Origin of the sequence: Pseudomonas sp. CC120222-01a (assembly GCF_003097235.1) — a bacterium.
In the GTDB taxonomy this organism is placed as follows: domain Bacteria; phylum Pseudomonadota; class Gammaproteobacteria; order Pseudomonadales; family Pseudomonadaceae; genus Aquipseudomonas.
In genome coordinates this window covers 42807-62757 of record NZ_QEQQ01000025.1, presented here as the reverse complement: position 1 = coordinate 62757, position 19951 = coordinate 42807, and the positions used below count along the sequence as shown (strand labels likewise).

18 protein-coding genes and 1 pseudogene are annotated in these 19951 nt (G+C 64.6%); 9 read left to right on the top strand and 10 right to left on the bottom strand.

Annotated elements, in window-relative coordinates; genetic code table 11:
- The first annotated feature begins 3 nt into the window (after positions 1 to 3).
- The 4 genes from N430_RS24540 (at position 4) to N430_RS24525 (ending at position 5136) form a co-directional block, all read left to right on the top strand.
- A complete protein-coding gene (locus tag N430_RS24540) occupies positions 4 to 2595 on the top strand; it encodes a glycosyltransferase (protein WP_110639366.1) in 2592 nt (863 codons plus the stop codon).
- A 182-nt stretch (positions 2596 to 2777) separates the two neighbouring features.
- On the top strand, positions 2778 to 3929 hold the full coding sequence (gene dapE, locus N430_RS24535) for a succinyl-diaminopimelate desuccinylase (protein WP_110639367.1): 1152 nt from the start codon (positions 2778 to 2780) through the stop codon (positions 3927 to 3929).
- Positions 3929 to 4741, top strand: coding sequence for a putative RNA methyltransferase (locus N430_RS24530; protein WP_110639368.1), 813 nt, complete (start codon positions 3929 to 3931; stop codon positions 4739 to 4741). Before dapE ends, N430_RS24530 begins: the two co-directional genes overlap by 1 nt.
- 17 nt (positions 4742 to 4758) lie before the next feature.
- Entirely contained in the window at positions 4759 to 5136 is a 378-nt protein-coding gene (locus N430_RS24525; protein WP_085673285.1) for a hypothetical protein, read from the top strand.
- 69 nt (positions 5137 to 5205) lie between these two features.
- Here the strand turns inward: N430_RS24525 and N430_RS24520 are convergent, their stop codons facing one another.
- Positions 5206 to 5415 (bottom strand): cold-shock protein, encoded by a 210-nt coding sequence (locus N430_RS24520; RefSeq protein ID WP_003252255.1) that lies wholly within the window; start codon positions 5413 to 5415, stop codon positions 5206 to 5208.
- 231 nt (positions 5416 to 5646) lie between these two features.
- Between N430_RS24520 and plsB the strand changes: the two genes are divergently transcribed.
- From plsB to N430_RS24505, 3 genes are all read left to right on the top strand, one after another.
- Entirely contained in the window at positions 5647 to 8133 is a 2487-nt protein-coding gene (plsB, locus tag N430_RS24515; protein WP_110639369.1) for a glycerol-3-phosphate 1-O-acyltransferase PlsB, read from the top strand.
- Between the two features lie 78 nt (positions 8134 to 8211).
- Positions 8212 to 8610 carry a YbaY family lipoprotein gene (locus N430_RS24510; RefSeq protein ID WP_099815354.1) on the top strand — a complete coding sequence of 133 codons (399 nt, stop codon included), beginning with the start codon at positions 8212 to 8214 and terminating at the stop codon, positions 8608 to 8610.
- A 32-nt stretch (positions 8611 to 8642) separates the two neighbouring features.
- Positions 8643 to 9329: a DUF4197 domain-containing protein gene (locus tag N430_RS24505; RefSeq protein WP_110639370.1), complete on the top strand. Its 687-nt coding sequence runs from the start codon at positions 8643 to 8645 to the stop codon at positions 9327 to 9329.
- 120 nt (positions 9330 to 9449) lie between these two features.
- On the opposite strand, the gene N430_RS24500 is transcribed toward N430_RS24505, so the two are convergent.
- Complete coding sequence (locus tag N430_RS24500) at positions 9450 to 12515, bottom strand: efflux RND transporter permease subunit (protein WP_110639371.1); 3066 nt, start codon at positions 12513 to 12515, stop codon at positions 9450 to 9452.
- A 6-nt stretch (positions 12516 to 12521) separates the two neighbouring features.
- Entirely contained in the window at positions 12522 to 13622 is a 1101-nt protein-coding gene (locus N430_RS24495) for an efflux RND transporter periplasmic adaptor subunit (RefSeq protein ID WP_110639372.1), read from the bottom strand.
- A 168-nt stretch (positions 13623 to 13790) separates the two neighbouring features.
- On the opposite strand from N430_RS24495, the gene N430_RS24490 reads away from it, so the two are divergent.
- Entirely contained in the window at positions 13791 to 14432 is a 642-nt protein-coding gene (locus N430_RS24490; RefSeq protein ID WP_110639373.1) for a TetR/AcrR family transcriptional regulator, read from the top strand.
- 176 nt (positions 14433 to 14608) lie between these two features.
- On the opposite strand, the gene N430_RS24485 is transcribed toward N430_RS24490, so the two are convergent.
- Positions 14609 to 15385 (bottom strand): class I SAM-dependent methyltransferase, encoded by a 777-nt coding sequence (locus N430_RS24485; protein ID WP_110639415.1) that lies wholly within the window; start codon positions 15383 to 15385, stop codon positions 14609 to 14611.
- Positions 15386 to 15488: 103 nt separating this feature from the next.
- Between N430_RS24485 and N430_RS24480 the strand changes: the two genes are divergently transcribed.
- Positions 15489 to 16109 (top strand): energy transducer TonB, encoded by a 621-nt coding sequence (locus N430_RS24480; protein ID WP_110639374.1) that lies wholly within the window; start codon positions 15489 to 15491, stop codon positions 16107 to 16109.
- 2 nt (positions 16110 to 16111) lie between these two features.
- Here N430_RS24480 and N430_RS29790 read toward each other — a convergent pair.
- From N430_RS29790 to adk, 6 genes and pseudogenes are all read right to left on the bottom strand, one after another.
- Positions 16112 to 16213: pseudogene (locus tag N430_RS29790) on the bottom strand (extensin family protein); the annotation flags it as partial.
- Between the two features lie 28 nt (positions 16214 to 16241).
- Positions 16242 to 17072 carry an oxaloacetate decarboxylase gene (locus tag N430_RS24470; RefSeq protein WP_110639376.1) on the bottom strand — a complete coding sequence of 277 codons (831 nt, stop codon included), beginning with the start codon at positions 17070 to 17072 and terminating at the stop codon, positions 16242 to 16244.
- Positions 17073 to 17100: 28 nt separating this feature from the next.
- The gene (locus tag N430_RS24465) at positions 17101 to 17970 is read right to left on the bottom strand and encodes a DUF72 domain-containing protein (RefSeq protein ID WP_110639377.1); all 870 of its coding nucleotides are present in this window, start codon (positions 17968 to 17970) and stop codon (positions 17101 to 17103) included.
- 3 nt (positions 17971 to 17973) lie between these two features.
- Positions 17974 to 18261: a hypothetical protein gene (locus N430_RS24460; RefSeq protein ID WP_103445424.1), complete on the bottom strand. Its 288-nt coding sequence runs from the start codon at positions 18259 to 18261 to the stop codon at positions 17974 to 17976.
- A gap of 131 nt (positions 18262 to 18392) precedes the next feature.
- Positions 18393 to 19067 (bottom strand): tRNA (adenosine(37)-N6)-threonylcarbamoyltransferase complex dimerization subunit type 1 TsaB, encoded by a 675-nt coding sequence (gene tsaB / locus N430_RS24455; protein ID WP_110639378.1) that lies wholly within the window; start codon positions 19065 to 19067, stop codon positions 18393 to 18395.
- A 217-nt stretch (positions 19068 to 19284) separates the two neighbouring features.
- A complete protein-coding gene (gene adk, locus N430_RS24450) occupies positions 19285 to 19935 on the bottom strand; it encodes an adenylate kinase (protein ID WP_028691565.1) in 651 nt (216 codons plus the stop codon).
- Positions 19936 to 19951 lie beyond the last annotated feature (16 nt).

Sequence of the window (19951 nt, the reverse complement as noted above, 5' to 3'; positions counted from 1 at the left end):
ACAATGTCATCTCGCAAATTCGGCCTCAACCTGGTGGTGGTCCTGGCCATCGCCGCGCTGTTCACCGGGTTCTGGGCGTTGATCAATCGCCCAGTCTCCGCACCTGCCTGGCCGGAACAGATCTCCGGTTTCTCGTATTCGCCGTTCCGCCTTGGGGAAAGCCCACAAAAGGGCCAGTACCCCAGCGATGACGAAATACGCCAGGACCTGGAGCAGATGAACAAGCTCACCGACAACATTCGTATCTACACCGTCGAGGGTACCCAGGCCGAAATCCCGCGGCTGGCCGAAGAATTTGGCTTGCGGGTGACCTTGGGCATCTGGATCAGCAAAGACCTGGAGCGCAACGAACGCGAGATCGAAAAAGGCATCGAGCTGGCCAACCACTCACGCAGCGTGGTGCGGGTGGTGGTCGGCAACGAAGCACTGTTCCGCGAAGAAGTCACCCCCGAAGAGCTGATCCAGTACCTCGACCGCGTCCGCGCCGCCGTCAAGGTGCCGGTCACCACCAGCGAACAGTGGCACATCTGGAAGGAGCACCCGGAACTGGCCAAGCACGTCGACCTGATCGCCGCGCACATCCTGCCGTACTGGGAATTCGTGCCGATGAAAGACTCGGTGCAGTTTGTCCTCGACCGTGCCCGCGAGCTGCGCCACCAGTTCTCGCACAAGCCGCTGCTGCTGTCGGAAGTCGGCTGGCCAAGCAACGGCCGCATGCGCGGCGGTGCCGACGCCACCCAGGCCGACCAGGCGATCTACCTGCGCACCTTGGTCAACACCCTCAACCGCCGCGGCTACAACTACTTCGTCATCGAGGCCTATGACCAGCCGTGGAAGGCCAACGACGAAGGCTCGGTAGGTGCCTACTGGGGCGTGTACAACGCCGAGCGCCAGCAGAAGTTCAACTTCGAGGGGCCGGTGGTGGCGATCCCGCAGTGGCGGGCGCTGGCGGTGGCCTCGGTGGTGCTGGCGATGATCGCCCTGGCCGTGCTGCTGATCGACGGCTCGGCTCTACGCCAGCGTGGGCGCACCTTCCTCACCTTCATCACCTTCCTGTGCGGGTCGGTGCTGGTGTGGATCGCCTATGACTACAGCCAGCAATACAGTACCTGGTTCAGCCTGACGGTCGGCGTGCTGCTGGCGCTCGGTGCACTGGGCGTGTTCATCGTGCTGATGACCGAGGCCCACGAGCTGGCCGAGGCCGTGTGGATCCACAAGCGCCGGCGTGAATTCCTGCCGGTGCAGGGCGACAGCGCCTACCGGCCGAAGGTGTCGGTGCATGTGCCGTGCTACAACGAGCCGCCGGAGATGGTCAAGCAGACCCTCGACGCCCTCGCCGCACTGGATTACCCGGACTATGAAGTGCTGGTGATCGACAACAACACCAAGGACCCGGCCGTGTGGGAGCCACTCAAGGCCCACTGCGAGAAGCTCGGCGAACGCTTCAAGTTCTTCCACGTCGCGCCCCTGGCCGGCTTCAAGGGCGGCGCGCTGAACTACCTGATCCCGCACACCGCCAAGGACGCCGAAGTGATCGCGGTAATCGACTCGGACTACTGCGTCGACCGCAACTGGCTCAAGCACATGGTGCCGCACTTCGCCGACCCGAAGATCGCCGTGGTGCAGTCGCCACAGGACTACCGCGATCAGCACGAAAGTGCCTTCAAGAAGCTCTGCTACAGCGAATACAAGGGCTTCTTCCACATCGGCATGGTCACCCGCAACGACCGTGACGCGATCATCCAGCACGGCACCATGACCATGACCCGGCGCAGCGTGCTGGAGGAGCTGGGCTGGGCCGAATGGTGCATTTGCGAGGACGCCGAGCTGGGCCTGCGGGTATTCGAGAAAGGCCTTTCGGCCGCCTATTCGCACAACAGCTATGGCAAGGGCCTGATGCCCGACACCTTCATCGACTTCAAGAAGCAGCGCTTCCGCTGGGCCTATGGCGCCATCCAGATCATCAAGCACCACGCCAGCGCCCTGCTGCGCGGCAAGGGTAGCGAGCTGACCCGTGGCCAGCGCTACCACTTCCTGGCCGGCTGGCTGCCGTGGGTTGCCGATGGCATGAACATCTTCTTCACCGTCGGTGCCCTGCTGTGGTCGGCGGCGATGATCATCGTGCCGCACCGGGTCGACCCGCCGCTGATGATCTTCGCCATCCCGCCGCTGGCGCTGTTCTTCTTCAAGGTCGGCAAGATCATCTTCCTCTACCGCCGCGCGGTGGGGGTGAACCTCAAGGATGCCTTTGCTGCGGCACTGGCGGGGCTGGCGTTGTCGCACACCATCGCCAAGGCGGTGTTGTACGGGTTCTTCACCAGCAGCATGCCGTTCTTCCGCACACCGAAGAATGCCGACAGCCATGGCTTGCTGGTGGCGATTTCCGAAGCCCGCGAAGAGCTGTTCATCATGTTGATGTTGTGGGGGGCGGCGCTGGGGATTTTCCTGGTGCAGGGGCTGCCGAGTTCGGACATGCGCTTCTGGGTGGCGATGTTGCTGGTGCAGTCGTTGCCGTATGTGGCGGCATTGGTGATGGCGTTCCTGTCGTCGCTGCCCAAGCCTGCGCAGAAGGCCGCCGAGCCGCAGCAGGCTTGAGATTTTTTGGGGCGCTTTGCGCCCCTTTCGCGACGCAAGGCCGCTCCTACAGGAGATCGCGTGCTTCTGTAGGAGCGGCCTTGTGTCGCGAAAGGGCCGCAAAGCGGCCCCATTGGCCTAGCGGTTTGATATAAGATAACGCCCCTCAGATTTCCCCGCCTTGCCTTGCCCCGGAGTTCCCCATGACGGCCCCTGCCGAGCTCTCGCCTACCCTTCAACTGGCCTGCGACCTGATCCGTCGCCCCTCGGTCACCCCCGTCGATGCCGACTGCCAGGCGCAGATGATGAACCGCCTGGGCGCCGTGGGCTTCCAGCTGGAGCCGATGCGCATCGAAGACGTCGACAACTTCTGGGCCACCCACGGTACCCAGGACGGCCCGGTACTGTGCTTCGCCGGCCACACCGACGTGGTCCCCACCGGCCCGGTGCAACAGTGGCAGCACGAGCCGTTCGAGGCACTGATCGACGCCGACGGCATGCTCTGCGGCCGCGGCGCTGCCGACATGAAGGGCAGCCTGGCCTCGATGGTGATCGCCAGTGAGCGCTTCGTGCAGGACCACCCCAACCACCGCGGCAAGGTCGCGTTCCTGATCACCAGCGACGAGGAAGGCCCGGCCCACCACGGCACCAAGGCCGTGGTCGAGCGCCTGAAGGCACGCAACGAGCGCCTGGACTGGTGCATCGTCGGCGAGCCATCGAGCACCACCCTGCTCGGCGACGTGGTCAAGAACGGCCGTCGCGGCTCGCTCGGCGCCAAGCTGACCGTGCGCGGCAAGCAAGGCCATGTGGCCTACCCGCACCTGGCGCGCAACCCGATCCACCTGGCCGCCCCGGCCCTGGCGGAACTGGCTGCCGAGCACTGGGACGAAGGCAACGCGTTCTTCCCGCCGACCAGCTTCCAGATCTCCAACCTCAACTCCGGCACCGGCGCCACCAACGTGGTCCCGGGCGAGCTGACCGCGCTGTTCAACTTCCGCTTCTCTACCGAATCGACGGTCGAAGGCCTGCAGGCGCGGGTCTCGGCGATCCTCGACAAGCACGAGCTGGACTGGTCGGTCGACTGGGCGCTGTCGGGCCTGCCGTTCCTCACCGAACCGGGCGACCTGCTCGACGCAGTGGCGGCCAGCATCAAGGGCGTCACTGGCCGCGACACCCAGCCGTCGACCAGCGGCGGTACCTCCGATGGCCGCTTCATCGCCACCATGGGCACCCAGGTGGTCGAGCTTGGCCCGGTCAACGCCACCATCCACCAGGTCGACGAGCGGATCCTGGCCAGCGACCTCGACCTGCTGACCGAAATCTACTACCAGACCCTGGTCCGGTTGCTCGCCTGATGCTCGCCTGTCCCCTCTGCCAGGCAGCCCTGTCGCGGCTCGACAACGGCGTGGTGTGCCCGGCCGGCCACCGCTTCGACCGCGCCCGCCAGGGTTACCTGAACCTGCTGCCGGTGCAGCACAAGAACAGCCGTGACCCAGGCGACAACCAGGCCATGGTCGAAGCCCGCCGCGACTTCCTCGACGCCGGCCACTACGCCCCGGTGGCCCGCCGCCTGGCTGAGCTGGCCGCCGAGCGCCAGCCTGGCGCCTGGCTGGACATCGGTTGCGGCGAGGGCTACTACACCGCCCAGATCGCCCAGGCCCTGCCGGCCGCCGATGGCTATGCCCTGGACATCTCCCGCGAGGCGGTCAAGCGCGCCTGTCGCCGGGCGCCCGACGTCACCTGGATGGTCGCCAGCATGGCCCGCGTGCCATTGGCCGATGCCAGCTGCCAGTTCATCGCCAGCGTGTTCAGCCCGCTGGACTGGGACGAGGCCAAGCGCCTGCTCAGCCCCGGTGGCGGCCTGATGCGCGTGGGCCCGACCAGCGGCCACCTGATGGAGCTGCGTGAAGTGCTCTACGATGAAGTGCGCCCCTACGCTGACGACAAGCACCTGGCCCTGGTGCCCGAGGGCATGGCCCACGCCCACAGCGAAACCCTCGAGTTCCGCCTGAGCCTGGCCGCCCCCAAGGCCCGCGCCGACCTGCTGGCGATGACCCCGCACGGCTGGCGCGCCAGCGCCGAGAAGCGCGCCCGGGTGATCGAGCAGCCCGAGCCGTTCGAAGTGACGGTTTCCATGCGTTATGACTATTTCGTGCGCCAGCACTGAGCACACCCGGAGCCCTTATGCGCCAACCCGATATCGAGATTTACCTGAAGGACGCCGACGTCGACCACAAGCAGATTGCCGAGTGGCTCAGCCAGGCAATCGGCCCGTGCAGCGAATGGAAGCAGAAAGGCCAGACCTTCAAATGCCAGGCCGGTAACATCCCGGTCACCTGGTTACCCAAGGCTGTAGGGAAATGGAACAGCCTCTACCTGGAAAGCGACCAGACCCCATGGGCCGATGACGTCGCCTGCGCCCGCGCTGCGTTCGCCGCGCTGAACGTCGAAGTGCGTTGCGCGCCGGGTGGCTGGGTCGAGGAAGACGGTGAAGAAGATGCCGATCGCTGGATCCGCATCAGTGCCGACGGTGAAGAAGAAATCACCTGGCGTACTTCTTGAGCTACAAGAGGGATTGCATCAGGCTGCAAGCACACGGTCGCTTGCAGCTTGAAGCTTACAGCTAGAGGCTCAGAGCCCGACTACGTCCTCGGCTTGCAGGCCTTTCTGGCCCTGCACGCAGGCGTATTCCACCCGCTGCCCTTCGACCAGGGTACGATGCCCCTCACCGCGGATCGCCCGATAGTGGACGAAGACATCCGCACCACCTTCGCGCTGAATGAAGCCATAACCTTTGGCATCGTTGAACCACTTAACATTCCCAGTCTCACGAGACGACATCTGAACTACTCCGGATTTTTATTGTGAAGATCGCCTTGTAGACACAGGGTGTCCTCCCTATGTCGACGCCGCTTGCCGAAATATCCTGCAAGTGGCAGGCCGAGTATATGACACAGAACAAAAAAATTTCATGACCGTCGCGCTATTTACCGAATTTTGCTGAACTTGCGCCGATACGGCAGACTAAATGGCTGTCTATTCTCTGAAATTCATTTCCAGGGCACTCACCCCATGACCCGTTCCCCCCTGCGCCGCCTGATCTTCGGCGCCCTGCGTCGCCTGATGTACCTGTGGGTGCGCTCCGAGACCATCAACCAGTCGTCCCTGACCCTCAAACTCGACCGCAGCCGCCCGGTGTTCTATGCCCTGCCCTCGCCATCGCTCACCGACCTGGCGGTGGTCGACCGTGAATGCACCAAAGCGGGGCTGCCGCGCCCGGTATTGCCGGTCGCCGTCGGCTCGCTGCACGAGCCTGCCGCATTCTTCTACCTGACCCCCGACCCTGACTGGCTCGGCCGCCACGACAAGCGCGGCGCCCCGCCGACCCTGGAGCGCCTGGTTGCGGCCATCAGCCAGCACGCCGAGGAAGACGCCCAGATCATTCCGGTCAGTGTGTTCTGGGGGCAGACACCGGCCAGTGAAAACAGCCCGTGGAAATTGCTGTTCGCCGACAGCTGGGCCGTGACCGGGCGCCTGCGCCGGCTGCTGACCGTGCTGATCCTGGGGCGCAAGACCCGCGTGCAGTTCTCTGCGCCGATCCACCTGCGTGAGCTGGTGCAACACAACAAGGGCCACGAGCGCACCGTGCGCATGGCCCAGCGCCTGATGCGCGTGCACTTCCGCAATCTCAAGACCGCCGTGATCGGCCCGGACATCTCGCACCGGCGCAATCTGGTCAAGGGCCTGGTGCATGCGCCCCTGGTCCGCCAGGCCATCGCCGAGGAAGCCCAGCGCGAAAACATGCCCGTGGCCAAGGCCGAAGCCCAGGCGCTGCGCTACGGCAATGAGATCGCCTCGGACTACACCTATACCGCAATCCGCTTCCTCGAAGTGGTGCTGAGCTGGTTCTGGAACAAGATCTACGACGGCATCAAGGTCAACCACATCGAGCAGGTGCAAGGCATCGCCCCAGGCCACGAAGTAATCTACGTGCCCTGCCACCGCAGCCACATCGACTACCTGCTGCTGTCGTACCTGCTGTTCCGCAATGGCCTGACGCCGCCGCACATCGCCGCCGGGATCAACCTCAACATGCCGGTGATCGGCGGCCTGCTGCGCCGTGGCGGCGCCTTCTTCATGCGCCGTACGTTCAAGGGCAACCCGCTGTACACGGCGGTGTTCAACGAGTACCTGCACACCCTGTTCACCAAGGGCTTCCCGGTGGAGTACTTCGTCGAAGGTGGCCGCTCGCGCACCGGGCGCATGCTGCAACCGCGCACCGGGATGCTGGCGATTACCCTGCGCAGCTTCCTGCGCTCGTCGCGCACACCGATCGTGTTCGTGCCGGTGTACATCGGCTACGAGCGCGTGCTGGAAGGCCGTACCTACCTCGGCGAACTGCGCGGGGCGAGCAAGAAGAAGGAGTCGATCTTCGACATCTTCAAGGTCTTCGGTGCACTGAAGCAGCGCTTCGGCCAGGTGTACGTCAACTTCGGCGAGCCGATCCGCCTGGCCGGCTTTCTCGATGAGCAGCAACCCGGCTGGCGCGAGCAGGAACTGGGCCCGCAATTCCGCCCGGCCTGGCTCAACGAGACCACCACCCGCCTGGGCGAAACCGTGGCCCGCCACCTGAACGAGGCGGCGGCGGTCAACCCGGTCAACCTGGTGGCCCTGGCACTGCTCTCTACCAGCCGCCTGGCGCTGGACGAGCGCGCCCTGACCCGCGTGCTGGACCTGTACCTGGCCCTGCTGCGCCAGGTGCCTTACTCCGCGCACACCACCCTGCCCGAAGGCGACGGCCAGGCGCTGATCGAGCATGTCCGCGGCATGGACCTGCTGGCCGAACAAAAGGACGCACTGGGTCGCATCCTTTATCTGGATGAAGCCAACGCGGTACTGATGACTTATTACCGCAACAACGTCCTGCACATCTTCGCCCTGCCTGCGCTGCTGGCAAGCTTCTTCCTCAGCAGCTCGCGGATGAGCCGCGAACTGCTCGGGCAGTATGTGCATGCGCTGTATCCGTACCTGCAGGCCGAACTGTTCCTGCGCTGGACGCCAGAGCAACTGGACGAAGTAATCGACCAGTGGCTGGCCGCACTGGTCGAGCAAGGCCTGCTGCGCCACGAGAACGATTTGTACATGCGCCCGGCGCCCAGCTCACGCCAGTTCGTGCTGCTGACCCTGCTCGCCCGCACCATCACCCAGACCTTGCAGCGCTTCTACATGGCCACGTCACTGCTGCTCAACAGCGGTCAGAACACCCTGAGCGCCGAAGCGCTGGAAGACCTGTGCGTGATGATGGCCCAGCGCCTGTCGATCCTGCATGGCCTCAACGCCCCGGAGTTTTTCGACAAGACCTTGTTCCGCCATTTCATCCAGACCCTGATCGAACAAGGCGTGCTGCGCCCGGATGGCAATGGCAAGCTGGGTTATCACGACAAACTCGGCGATTTGGCCGAGGGCGTGGCCAAGCGTGTACTGTCGGCCGAACTGCGCCTGTCGATCCGCCAGGTGGCATTGCACCGCGAGGACTCACTGGCCACTGCCGCCATTTGAGGTCACATCTGCCGGGAAAATCCGCTAAAGTCCCTGGGGTTGGCCACAAGCCAGCTCCAAGGACACACCGGAGATTCCATGAAAAAGCTCTTTATGCTGTGTTGCGCATCCCTGCTCGCAGCCTGTTCCAGCCACACACCGTCCACCCAGGCCAGCCTGGATGGCGAAGTCTTCTACCTGCAGCGCATCGCCCTGCCACCTGCCGCCACCTTGAGCGTCGAGTTGCAGGATGTCTCGCTGATGGACGCCCCCGCCGTGACCCTGGCCCGCCAGGCCGGCCCGGTCAAAGGCAACGTGCCGCTGCCGTTCCACCTCACCTATGACCCTGCCCAGGTCAAGCCCGGCCACCGCTATGCGGTCAGCGCGCGGATCGAGCTGGATGGCAAGCTGCTGTTCATCAACACCGAACACCACGGCGTCGCACTCGACGGTAGCGACCAGCAGCCGGTACGGGTCAAAGTCGACCCGGTGCGCTGAGCCCGCCCCCCTTCTTCGATAAGGAAATACCCATGATTCGCGCCTCCCTGCGCTTCTCTACCCTGTGCGCCGGTCTGCTGCTGTCGGCCAGCGCCCTGGCCCTGTCGCTTGGCGACCTGAGCCAGACCGACGCCACCGGCGGCCTGAAAGACGCCCTCACCCAAGGCGCGCAGGTTGCCGTCAAACAGTTGAGCACTCCGGGCGGCTTCAGCAACAACCCTGACGTGCGCATCGAGCTGCCGGGCAACCTCGGCAAGGCTGCCAAGGCCATGAAGATGTTCGGCAAGGGCGACCAGGTCGAAGCCCTGGAAACCAGCATGAACAAGGCCGCCGAAGCTGCCGTGCCGCAGGCCCAGGCGATTCTGGTGGATGCCGTGAAGAAGATGACCGTGACCGATGCCAAGGGCATCCTCAGCGGTGGTCAGGATTCTGCAACCCAGTACCTGAACAAGAGCAGCCGCGAGCAGATCCGCGCCAAGTTCCTGCCAATCGTCAAGCAGGCCACCGACAAGGTTGGCGTCGCCCAGCAGTACAACGCCTTTGCCGGTCAGGCCAAGGGCCTGGGGCTGATCAAGGATGACGCCAACATCGAGAACTACGTGACCGAGAAGGCGCTGGATGGCCTGTTCGAGATGATTGCCAAGCAGGAAGAGAGCATTCGCCAGAACCCGGCGCAGGCGGCTACCAGCCTGGCCAAGAAAGTCTTCGGCGCCCTCTGAAACCTCTGGGGCTGCTTTGCAGCCCTTTCGCGACACAAGGCCGCTCCTACAGGGAAACGCGATCGCCTGTAGGAGCGGCCTTGTGTCGCGAAAGGAGGGCGAAGCCCTCCCCTGCAATCTTCAGCCCTTCTTGACCCTGAACCACGCCGCATACAACGCCGGCAGGAACAACAAGGTCAACGCCGTGGCCACGATCAACCCGCCCATGATCGCCACCGCCATCGGCCCGTAGAACACGCTCCGCGACAACGGAATCATCGCCAGCACCGCCGCCAGCGCGGTCAGCACGATCGGCCGGAAGCGCCGCACCGTGGCCTCGATGATCGCCTGCCAGCGGTCCAGCCCGGAAGCGATGTCCTGCTCGATCTGGTCCACCAGAATCACCGAGTTGCGCATGATCATCCCCGCCAGGGCAATGGTGCCGAGCATGGCAACAAAGCCGAACGGCTGGCGGAACACCAGCAGGAACAAGGTCACGCCGATCAGCCCCAACGGCGCGGTGAGGAACACCATCACCGTGCGCGAGAAGCTGCGCAGCTGGATCATCAGCAGGCTCAGCACCACCACGATGAACAGCGGCATGCCGGCGTTCACCGACTTCTGTCCGCGCTCCGAGTCTTCCACCGTGCCGCCGACTTCCAGCAGGTAGCCATCCGGCAGCTTGGCCTTGATCTCCTGCAAGGTCGGCAGGATCTGCTTCACCAGGGTCGCCGGCTGCTCCTTGTCATAGATATCGGCACGTACGGTTACCGTCGGCAGGCGGTTGCGATGCCAGATGATGCCTTCCTCGAAGCCGTACTCCAGCGTGGCCACCTGCGACAGTGCCACACTCTGGCCGTTGTTGGTGGGCAGCGCCAGGCTGCCGAGGTTGCCCAGCTCGCCACGCTCCTGCTGGGTGCCGCGCAAGAGGATCTCGATCAGCTCGTTGTCTTCGCGGTACTGGCTGACCGTGGTGCCGGTCAGCGAGCTCTGCAGGAAGCTCGACAGCTGCGCAGTGCTCACGCCCAGGGCGCGGGCGCGGTCCTGGTCGATCTCCAGGAACACCGCCTTGCTCGGCTCTTCCCAGTCCAGGTGCACGTTGACCACATGCGGGTTCTCACGCACCTTGTCCGCCACTTCGCGGGCCAGGGCACGGGCCTTTTCGATATGTTCGCCGGTGACCCGGAACTGCACCGGGTAACCCACGGGCGGGCCGTTCTCCAGGCGCGTGACGCGGGCGCGAAGGTCGGGGAACTGCTGGTCGACAGTGCTGATCAACCAGCTGCGCAGGCGCTCGCGGTCTTCCATCGACTTGGCCAGCACCACGAACTGGGCAAAGCTGGCGGCCGGCAGCTGCTGGTCCAGCGGCAGGTAGAAGCGCGGCGATCCGGTACCGACGTAGGCTACGTAGTTGTCGATGCCGTCCTGCTGCTTGAGCAGTGCTTCCAGTTGCTTGACCCGCTCGGCGGTATTGGCCAGCGAGGCGCCTTCGGCAAGCTTGAGGTCGACCATCAGCTCCGGGCGCCCCGAGGCCGGGAAGAACTGCTGGGGCACGAAGCGGAACAGCAGGATGCTGCCGACAAAAGCGGCAATGGTCAGCAGGATCACCGTCTTGCGCCGCCGCACGCACCACTCCACCACACGCCGTACGCGCTGGTAGAACGGCGTGCCGTACGGATCGGGGGCATGCCCGTCCTTGCCATGGCGGGCGGCATGCAGCTTGGCCAGGTCCGGCAGCAGCCGTTCGCCCAGGTAAGGCACGAAGACCACCGCCGCGACCCACGAGGTCAGCAGCGCGATGGTCACCACCTGGAAGATCGAGCGGGTATATTCGCCGGTGCTCGACGCCGCCGTGGCGATCGGCAGGAAGCCCGCCGCCGTGATCAGGGTACCGGTGAGCATCGGGAACGCCGTGCTGGTCCAGGCGTAGCTGGCGGCCTTGAGGCGGTCGTAGCCCTGCTCCATCTTGATCGCCATCATCTCCACGGCAATGATCGCGTCGTCCACCAGCAGGCCCAGCGCCAGCACCAGCGCGCCGAGCGAGATCTTGTGCAGGCCGATGCCGAAGTAGTGCATGCTGGCGAAGGTCATCGCCAGCACCAGCGGGATGGCCAACGCCACCACCAGGCCGGTGCGCAGGCCGAGGGAGAAGAAGCTCACCAGCAACACGATCACCAGCGCCTCGACCAGCACCTGGACGAACTCGCCAACCCCGGCCTTGACCGCCGCCGGCTGGTCGGAGACCTTGCGCAGCTCCATGCCGGCAGGCAGGTTGCGCGCCAGGCGTTCGAACTCGCCTTCAAGGGCTTTGCCGAGTACCAGGATGTCGCCGCCATACTTCATCGATACCGCCAGGCCGATGGCGTCCTCACCCATGAAGCGCATGCGCGGCGCGGGCGGGTCGTTGAAGCCACGGTGCACGTCGGCCACATCGCCGATGCGGAAGGTGCGGTCGCCTACCCGGATGGGGAACTGGCGGATCTCATCCACGCTGTCGAAGCGCCCGCTCACCCGCAGTTGCAGGCGCTCGCTGGGGGTTTCGAAGAAGCCGGCGGTGCTGACCGCGTTCTGCTCACGCAACGCCTGCTGCACCGCCTCCAGCGGCACGCCGAGGGTGGCCAGCTTGAGGTTGGACAGCTCGATCCAGATCTTCTCGTCCTGCAGGCCGACCAGTTCGACCTTGCCCACGTCCTTGACCCGCTGCAACTGGATCTGGATACGGTCGGCGTAGTCCTTGAGCACCGCATAGTCGAAGCCGGCGCCGGTCAGTGCGTAGATATTGCCGAAGGTGGTGCCGAACTCGTCGTTGAAAAACGGCCCCTGAATCTCCGGCGGTAAGGTGTGGCGAATGTCCGCGACCTTCTTGCGGATCTGGTACCACAGCTCGGGAATGTCCTTGGAGTGCAGCGAGTCGCGAGCCATGAAGGTCACCTGCGACTCGCCCGGGCGCGAGAACGAGACGATCCTCTCGTACTCACCGGTCTCCATCAGCTTCTTTTCGATGCGCTCGGTCACCTGGCGCGACACTTCCTCAGCCGTGGCCCCTGGCCACAGGGTACGGATGACCATGGCCTTGAAGGTGAACGGTGGGTCTTCACTCTGCCCCAGCTTGGTGTAGGACATGGCGCCGATGGCAGCCAGCAGAATCATCAGGAACAGCACGATCTGGCGGTTACGCAGCGCCCATGCGGAAAGGTTGAAACCCATCGGGACTTACTCCTTGGCCGTCAGGTTCACCACGCGGTTGGTGCGATCTACCGGCCGCACCTCCTGCCCCTCGCGCAGCACATGGCCACCGGCGGCGACTACCCAATCGCCCGGCGCCAGGCCTTCGAGCACCGGCACGGTTTCGCTGCCATAAGGCCCCAGGCGCACCACGGCGCGCTCCAGGCGGCTGTCCTTGTTGACCCGCCAGACGTAGGCCTGGCCGTTTTCTGCGGTGACGGCCGACAACGGCACCGCCAGCGGAATCAGCCCATCATGGGCAATGAATACCCTTGCACTCTGGCCGAGCTCGGCAGGTGCCTTGGCCGAGGTGAAGGCAATACGAGCGGCGAACGTGCGTGAACGCGGGTCGGCAGCAGGTGACAGCTCGCGAATGCGCCCAGGGAAACGCTCGTTGGGGTACGACCACAATTCGACGCTGACATCCTGGCCCACGGCAAAGCGTGCGAACTGCTGTTCCGGCAGGCCGATGGCCACTTCACGCTCACCGTCGGCGGCCAGTGTGAAAACGGTTTGCCCGGCGGCGACCACCTGGCCGACTTCAACCTGACGCTTGGCGATGACGCCTGCCTGCGGCGCACGCAACACGGCGTATTCGGCCTGGTTGCCGGCCACGTCGAACTCGGCCTTGGCCTGTTTCAGCCGAGCGAGGCCTGCACGGTAGAGGTTTTCCGCGTTGTCATACTGCGAGTGGCTGACCATCTGCCGATCCAGCAGCTTCTGATAGCGGTCGCGCTCGGTGCGCACCAGCGACAGATTGGCCTCGGCCGCCGCCAGCTGGGCGCGGTTGGCCTCCAGCTGCAGGCGCACGTCTTGCGGGTCGAGCTCAGCCAGCGGCTGCTCGGCCTTGACCCGCTGCCCTTCCTCCACCAGGCGCTTGCTGACCTTGCCGCCGATGCGGAAGGCCAGCTCGGGTTCGAAGCGCGCACGCACTTCGCCGGGGTAACTGTCGGCAGCGGCTTCGGCCGGCTGTGGCTGCACCACCAAGGCCGGGCGTGGTGCGGCAGGGGCCGCGGCTTCCTGGCCGCAGGCGGCCAGCAATAGCACGGCAGCGGCAGGCAGAGCGAGGGACAAGGCATGGCGCAACATGATGAATCCTTTCGCGAAGAGCACATCGAATATTTATACTGGCGAGTATATTAAGTCAGGGAACCGAGGCCGGGAAGCCAGCGTCGGAAAGAAAATCAACATTAACGATGGTCGCGACCTGCAGCCGGAAGCGGTTCGAGCCGGTAAGATGGGCGCCCCTTCAACCAGATGCGGATTCCAATGTCCAACGACGCACCCATCGGCCCGGGCCGGCCCAAGGACCTGGCCAAGCGCGAGGCCATCCTCGAAGCCGCCAAGGCCCTGTTCCTCAGCCTTGGCTACGCCAACACCAGCATGGATGCGGTCGCTGCGGCGGCAGGTGTTTCAAAGCTCACGGTCTACAGCCACTTCACCGACAAGCAGACGCTGTTCGGCTCGGCGGTCATGGCGACCTGCCAGAACCAGTTGCCTGACCTGATGTTCGAGTATCCCGAAGGGGCGGCGGTGGAAGAGGTGCTGTTGAACATCGGCCGCAGCTTCCAGGCGCTGATCAGCAGCGACGAGGCGGTGAAGTTGAGCCGCCTGATCATGGCGCTGGGCAGCCAGGACCCGGGGTTTGGCGAGTTCTTCTATGAAGCCGGGCCCAAGCGAGTGCTGGCGGGGATGGAAGCGTTGCTGCGCGGGATCGACGAGCGGGGAATGCTGCGGATTGCAAATCCGTTGCAGGCGGCGGAGCATTTCTTCTGCCTGATCAAGGGTGCGCCGGATTACCGGCTGTTGCTGGGGTGTGCCGGGCCGCTGGAGGGGGATGAGGCCGAGGCCCATGTGCGCGAGGTGGTTGGCGTGTTCATCCGGGCATTCCAACGCTGAAGTTGGCCGGCGCACGCCCTGTAGGAGCGGCCTTGCCGGGGCGCCGGACCGGTCGGAAAGGGGCGCGAAGCGGCCCCACACTTTTCAGCTTCGCAGCGAAGATGGCCGGGGCCGCTATGCGGCCCTTTCGCGACACAAGGCCGCTCCTACAAAGGCCACACATACTTCACAGGCGATCAAGCCTTCAATGCTTTCTTCGGATAGATGTCATACCGGCTCGACTTGCCTTCCAGGCTGTGGCTCGGCTTCGGCCCATCGATGATCGGTGCCTTGCGCGGCCGCTTCACCACCACTCGGTGACTGGCCAGCGCCAGCGCAGCTTCGAGCAGCGCCGGGGCGTCCAGGTCATCACCGACCAAGGGCCGGAACACGCGCATTTCCTTCTTCACCAAGGCGCTCTTGTCACGGTGCGGGAACATTGGGTCGAGGTAGATCACCTGCGGCGGCTCGCCTTCCCAACTGCGCATACGCTCGATGGCGTTACCCGTCAGCAGGCGCATGCGCCCGACTATCGGCCCCACCTCTTCATCCAGGCGGGCCCGCGCCAAGCCATCTTCCAGCAATGCGGCAATCAGCGGCTGGCGTTCGATCAAGGTCATCTGGCAGCCCAGGCTGGCCAACACGAACGCATCCTTGCCAAGGCCTGCCGTGGCATCCAGCACCTGAGGCCGCACGCCCTGGGCGATACCGACCGCCTTGGCAATCATCTGCCCGTTGCCACCGCCAAACTGGCGCCGATGGGCAGCCTGGCCGTCGACAAAGTCCACCCGCACCGGCCCCGGTGCCTGCGGGCCCAACTGCTGGATCTGCAGGCCATCAACGCCCAGCTGCACGGCAAAACCGGCAGCATCGTCCTGCAGTGGCAGCGCCAGGCGCTCGGCCCATGCGGCAGCCTGCGCCTCGAATTCAGCCGACAGCGCCTCGACGCGGATACCTGTGCCCTGCTCTTCCATCATTCACACCTAGAAATTGAACCCTGCCCCTCATGTATCGGCCGCCACGGCCGATACAGGCAATATCCCGCTATTCTGCCAGAGCACAGCGCGCACGACTGCCATGACAGATACTCTTCCCATCGGTTTGACCTACTTGTCGCCTGTCGGCAACTACGGTCGGCAGAATACCCAGGCACTCGGGGGCGTCAGCCACCTGTGGCAGGATTTCTTCGCCCGCGCGATGGCCGAGCAGCAGGCAGAAGAGCCGGACAGCGTCAGCCAGGCGATGGTGCAGTACGATCAGGACAGCGGCGAGCCGATCGGCGGGGCCAAGGCCCTGGCCATGATCGAAACCCAGCGCGCCTGCCCGGTGCAAGACACCATCGTCGCACCGCCCGAGCCCCTGTTCCTGCCCAAGGCGGAGCTCGAGGCCAACCTGCTGGAGCCGGCGCCAGAGCCGTTCAGCGTCGCCGAGATGATCCAGCAGCAGCGCCAGCTCGACATCAGCAACAACTGGCTGCGCCCGGTGGTGATGAGCCAAGGCCACCCGCTCCCCGAGCCAGGCCCAGGCCCTTCGCCACGCCCGCTGCACCTGCCGATCGCCGAATTCGAGATGAACTTGCTCGATCCCGCGCCCGAGCCGTTTGACGAGGCGACCCTGGCCAAGCAGCAGAACGCCCTTGAGTTCGACATGCACTGGGCGCGCCCAGTGGTGCTGAACAACGTTCGCGTCCACGCCTGAGATCAGCGGCAGACCAGCCAACGCCCCACGCCCAGGTGAACGTGATTGTGGTCGGCAGTGTTGTAGTCCGGCCCCAGCACCGTGCTCAAACTGTCGCAGCCCGCATAGCAGCATCCCTGCGCGCATGGCGCATCAACGGCGGAACAGGTCGTTGAGTTGGGCGAACGGCAAAGCCTGTTCGCCATAACTGAATGTGCCCTGATCTCGAATCTCCAGAGCCGCTCGCTGGAACGCGCCCAGCGCTGCCCGGGCCAACGATGAACCGACACTGATCCGACGCACGCCCAGGTCCTGCAACTGGTTGACGCTCAATGGCACACCCGCCAGGCCCATCAGCACATTGACTGGCTTCGGCGCCACGGCCTGCACCACGGCTCGCACCTCATCGACACTGCGCAGCCCCGGTGCATAGAGCACGTCGGCACCGGCCTCGGCAAAGGCCTGCAGCCGCAGGATGGTGTCATCCAGATCCATGCGCCCGTGCAGCAGGTTTTCCGCGCGGGCACACAGGGTGAACGGGAATGGCAGGCTGCGGGCGGCCTGCACTGCGGCCCGCACCCGCGCCACGGCCAGTTCGAAGTCATAGATCGGCGCATCGGCACGGCCACTGGCATCCTCGATCGACCCGCCGACCAGCCCTACTTCAGCGGCACGCAGGATGGTCTGCGCACAGTCCTCGGGCAAGTCGCCAAAGCCGTTTTCAAGGTCGGCGGCTACCGGCAAAGCGGTGGCATCGACGATCACGCCGGCATTGTCCAGAGTATCGTCCAGGCTCAAGGCGCCTTCGGCATCCGGTCGCCCGAGGCTGAAGGCCAGGCCTGCGCTGGTGGTGGCCAATGCTTCGAAGCCGAGGCTGGCCAGCAGCTTGGCGGAGCCGGCATCCCAGGGGTTGGGAATGACGAAGGCGCCATCACGCTCATGCAGTGCCTTGAAGGCTTGGGCTCGCAGGGTCTGTACATCCATGGTCACAACCTCCGGGGTCTGGGAATGGTCAGAGTAGTCCCAGTTGTTCGACCTCGGGGGCGCGCGGCAATTCAGGCAAAGGTGCCAGGCCAGGCAGGCGGGCCATCAGCCGTTGGTGGAAACGCTGTGCCAGGGCCGCGGCCAGGCGGTTGTCGGACGTGTGCAGGAACACATAGGGGTTGCGCCCCTCCTCGATCCAGGCGGCGACCTTGTCCACCCAAGGGGTGAGGAAGGTCTCGTTGGCCTCAAGCTGCGGATGGCCGATAAAGCGCACCTGCGGGTGCTGGCTGAAAGCCGCGGGGCGCGGAGGCACCTTGGGCTTTTTCGACTGCGCGTGCAGCACGGCGGGGTCGCGTGAGGTGCAGCTGAACAGGGCACGGGGGTCGAGGCAGATGCGCTCCACGCCGCGCTCATGCAGCAGGCGGTTGAGCAGCCGCTCTTCCTCGCCCTTGGCGAAGAACGCCTGGTTGCGCACCTCCACGGCCACCGGCACGCCGATTTCGTCGAGAAAATGGCACAGCTCGCCCAGCCGTGCGGGGCTGAACTGGGCCGAGAGTTGCAGCCAGTACGGCGATACACGCTGGCCCAGCGGAGCCATCAGGCGGGTGAAGTCGAAGGCAGGCTCCAGCTGATCGCGCAGGTCGCCTTCGTGGCTGATATCCCTGGGAAATTTGGCAGTGAAGCGGAAGTGCGCGGGCATGACCTGCGCCCATCGGGCGACAGTGCCGGGTGCGGGGCGCGCATAGAACGTGGTGTTGCCCTCGACGGCGTTGAATACCTGGCTGTAGTAGCCAAGCATTTCATTGGTATTGGCGTCGGCGGGATACAGGTAGTCGCGCCAGGCGTTCTCGCTCCAGGACGGGCAACCTACAAAATAAGGCAGGGGTGATGGATTCATCCATCAAATGTACAGGTCGAGCCCCAGTACTTCCATGTCCCAGTCGGTAAAACCGGCCGTGCTGAGGTAGCTGGCCAGCGCAGTGGCAGTGCGCCGGTCACGGGCGCGGGGGAATACCATGTCCTGCTGGCGAGCCGGCAGGCCCGACGGGCGACGACGTGCAGAAGCCTCTTGGGTGACTTCGCTCTCTTCGATCAGCTCGGCATCGTCAACGTTCTCGTCGCGCACCGCACCTTTGCGCGGGGTGCGCTTGATCGGGTAGGACTGCGATGAGAAACCGTCGATACGCATGGTGTGAGCACTCAGGACCAATGATGGCAATTTAGCAGCATCAGAGTTCCGTCGCTAATGCTCGAGTGATAACTGGACCACAGTTTGCGCCGAAGGTTTTATCGTCAACCGCGATAACCGACGAACAGCACTCAGCGCGCCTTGGGTGTAGCTACATTATCGCGCAAGTAAACCGGTTGCGCCTGTTCGGCGACGATTGCCTCGCCACGGGCCCAGGCGAAATTGGCCAGGCTGAGGATGTCCAGCGCATTGGGCAGTGCCGCGGGGTTGCTGGCACTGGCCTGCACTGCCAGGCGCTCGGCATAGCCCCAGCCGGTACCGGCACCGTACCAGTCACCGCTGCTGCCTTCAGGCAAGGCTACGCGCTCTGGCGGCAGTACGGCTTCCAGGCCCTGCAGGTGCATTTCGCCGGCTTCGGCCTTGTAGCACCCCCAGTACACTTCATCCATGCGCGCATCGATGGCTGCGGCCACCTGCTGCACGCCGTGCTCGCGCAATGCGCCCTGGGCCAGCGCGGCCAGGTTGGACACCGGCAGTACCGGGCGCTCCAGCGCAAACGCCAGGCCCTGCACCACACCGATGGCGATGCGCACCCCGGTGAACGCGCCCGGGCCACGGCCGAAGGCGATGGCATCCAGTGCATTCAGTGCCACGCCGGAGTCCGCCAGCAGCTGCTTGATCATCGGCAGCAGCTTCTGCGCATGCATGCGCGGGATCACCTCGTAATGGCTGGTTACCTTGCCGTCATGCAACAGCGCAACGGAACAGGCTTCGGTGGCGGTATCCAGGGCCAGCAGGGTGGTCATCGAACGGGTATCCAGGTGCTAGGGGAAAAGAGCGGCATTATAGAGCAGCTGCGGCCCCTGTGGGAGCGGCCTTGTCGGAACGCCGCACCGGTCGGAAAGGGCTGCGAAGCAGCCCCAGGATGTCAGCGACACGGCAAAAATCGAGGGGCTGCTCTGCAGCCCTTTCGCGACGCAAGGCCGCTCCCACAAAAAAGCGGCCGTTGCGTCAGGCGTTGGATCAGCTCAGGGCTGCCAGCACCTTGGCGGTGATCGACTCGACCGAGCCGACGCCTTCGATGTGGCTGTACTTCGGCTTGCCGGCGTTGGCGGCCGACAGCTTCTGGTAGAAGTCCACCAGTGGCTTGGTCTGGCTGTGGTAGACCGACAGGCGGTGACGCACGGTTTCTTCCTTGTCGTCGTCGCGCTGGATCAGGTCTTCGCCGGTGACGTCGTCCTTGCCTTCCACTTTCGGCGGGTTGTACTGAATGTGGTAGGTGCGGCCCGAGGCCAGGTGCACACGGCGGCCAGCCATACGGCCGACGATTTCTTCGTCGTCGACGGCGATTTCGACCACGGCGTCGATGTCCACGCCGGCAGCAACCATGGCTTCAGCCTGTGGAATGGTGCGCGGGAAGCCGTCGAACAGGCAGCCATTGGCGCAATCCGGCTGGGCGATGCGCTCCTTGACCAGGCTGATGATCAGCTCGTCGGAAACCAGCTGGCCGGCATCCATGACTTTCTTCAGTTCCAGGCCCAGTGGGGTACCGGCCTTGACGGCGGCACGCAGCATGTCGCCGGTGGAGATCTGTGGAATACCGAACTTCTCGGTGATGAACTTTGCCTGAGTACCTTTACCGGCCCCGGGAGCTCCCAGCAGAATTACGCGCATCTCGTGCTCCTCAAAT

Coding starts and splice junctions, on each gene's coding strand:
- N430_RS24540 (WP_110639366.1), top strand. CDS start 4: ATGTCATCTCGCAAATTCGGCCTCAACCTGGTGGTGGTCCTGGCCATC.
- dapE (WP_110639367.1), top strand. CDS start 2,778: ATGACGGCCCCTGCCGAGCTCTCGCCTACCCTTCAACTGGCCTGCGAC.
- N430_RS24530 (WP_110639368.1), top strand. CDS start 3,929: ATGCTCGCCTGTCCCCTCTGCCAGGCAGCCCTGTCGCGGCTCGACAAC.
- N430_RS24525 (WP_085673285.1), top strand. CDS start 4,759: ATGCGCCAACCCGATATCGAGATTTACCTGAAGGACGCCGACGTCGAC.
- N430_RS24520 (WP_003252255.1), bottom strand. CDS start 5,415: ATGTCGTCTCGTGAGACTGGGAATGTTAAGTGGTTCAACGATGCCAAA.
- plsB (WP_110639369.1), top strand. CDS start 5,647: ATGACCCGTTCCCCCCTGCGCCGCCTGATCTTCGGCGCCCTGCGTCGC.
- N430_RS24510 (WP_099815354.1), top strand. CDS start 8,212: ATGAAAAAGCTCTTTATGCTGTGTTGCGCATCCCTGCTCGCAGCCTGT.
- N430_RS24505 (WP_110639370.1), top strand. CDS start 8,643: ATGATTCGCGCCTCCCTGCGCTTCTCTACCCTGTGCGCCGGTCTGCTG.
- N430_RS24500 (WP_110639371.1), bottom strand. CDS start 12,515: ATGGGTTTCAACCTTTCCGCATGGGCGCTGCGTAACCGCCAGATCGTG.
- N430_RS24495 (WP_110639372.1), bottom strand. CDS start 13,622: ATGTTGCGCCATGCCTTGTCCCTCGCTCTGCCTGCCGCTGCCGTGCTA.
- N430_RS24490 (WP_110639373.1), top strand. CDS start 13,791: ATGCGGATTCCAATGTCCAACGACGCACCCATCGGCCCGGGCCGGCCC.
- N430_RS24485 (WP_110639415.1), bottom strand. CDS start 15,385: ATGGAAGAGCAGGGCACAGGTATCCGCGTCGAGGCGCTGTCGGCTGAA.
- N430_RS24480 (WP_110639374.1), top strand. CDS start 15,489: ATGACAGATACTCTTCCCATCGGTTTGACCTACTTGTCGCCTGTCGGC.
- N430_RS24470 (WP_110639376.1), bottom strand. CDS start 17,072: ATGGATGTACAGACCCTGCGAGCCCAAGCCTTCAAGGCACTGCATGAG.
- N430_RS24465 (WP_110639377.1), bottom strand. CDS start 17,970: ATGAATCCATCACCCCTGCCTTATTTTGTAGGTTGCCCGTCCTGGAGC.
- N430_RS24460 (WP_103445424.1), bottom strand. CDS start 18,261: ATGCGTATCGACGGTTTCTCATCGCAGTCCTACCCGATCAAGCGCACC.
- tsaB (WP_110639378.1), bottom strand. CDS start 19,067: ATGACCACCCTGCTGGCCCTGGATACCGCCACCGAAGCCTGTTCCGTT.
- adk (WP_028691565.1), bottom strand. CDS start 19,935: ATGCGCGTAATTCTGCTGGGAGCTCCCGGGGCCGGTAAAGGTACTCAG.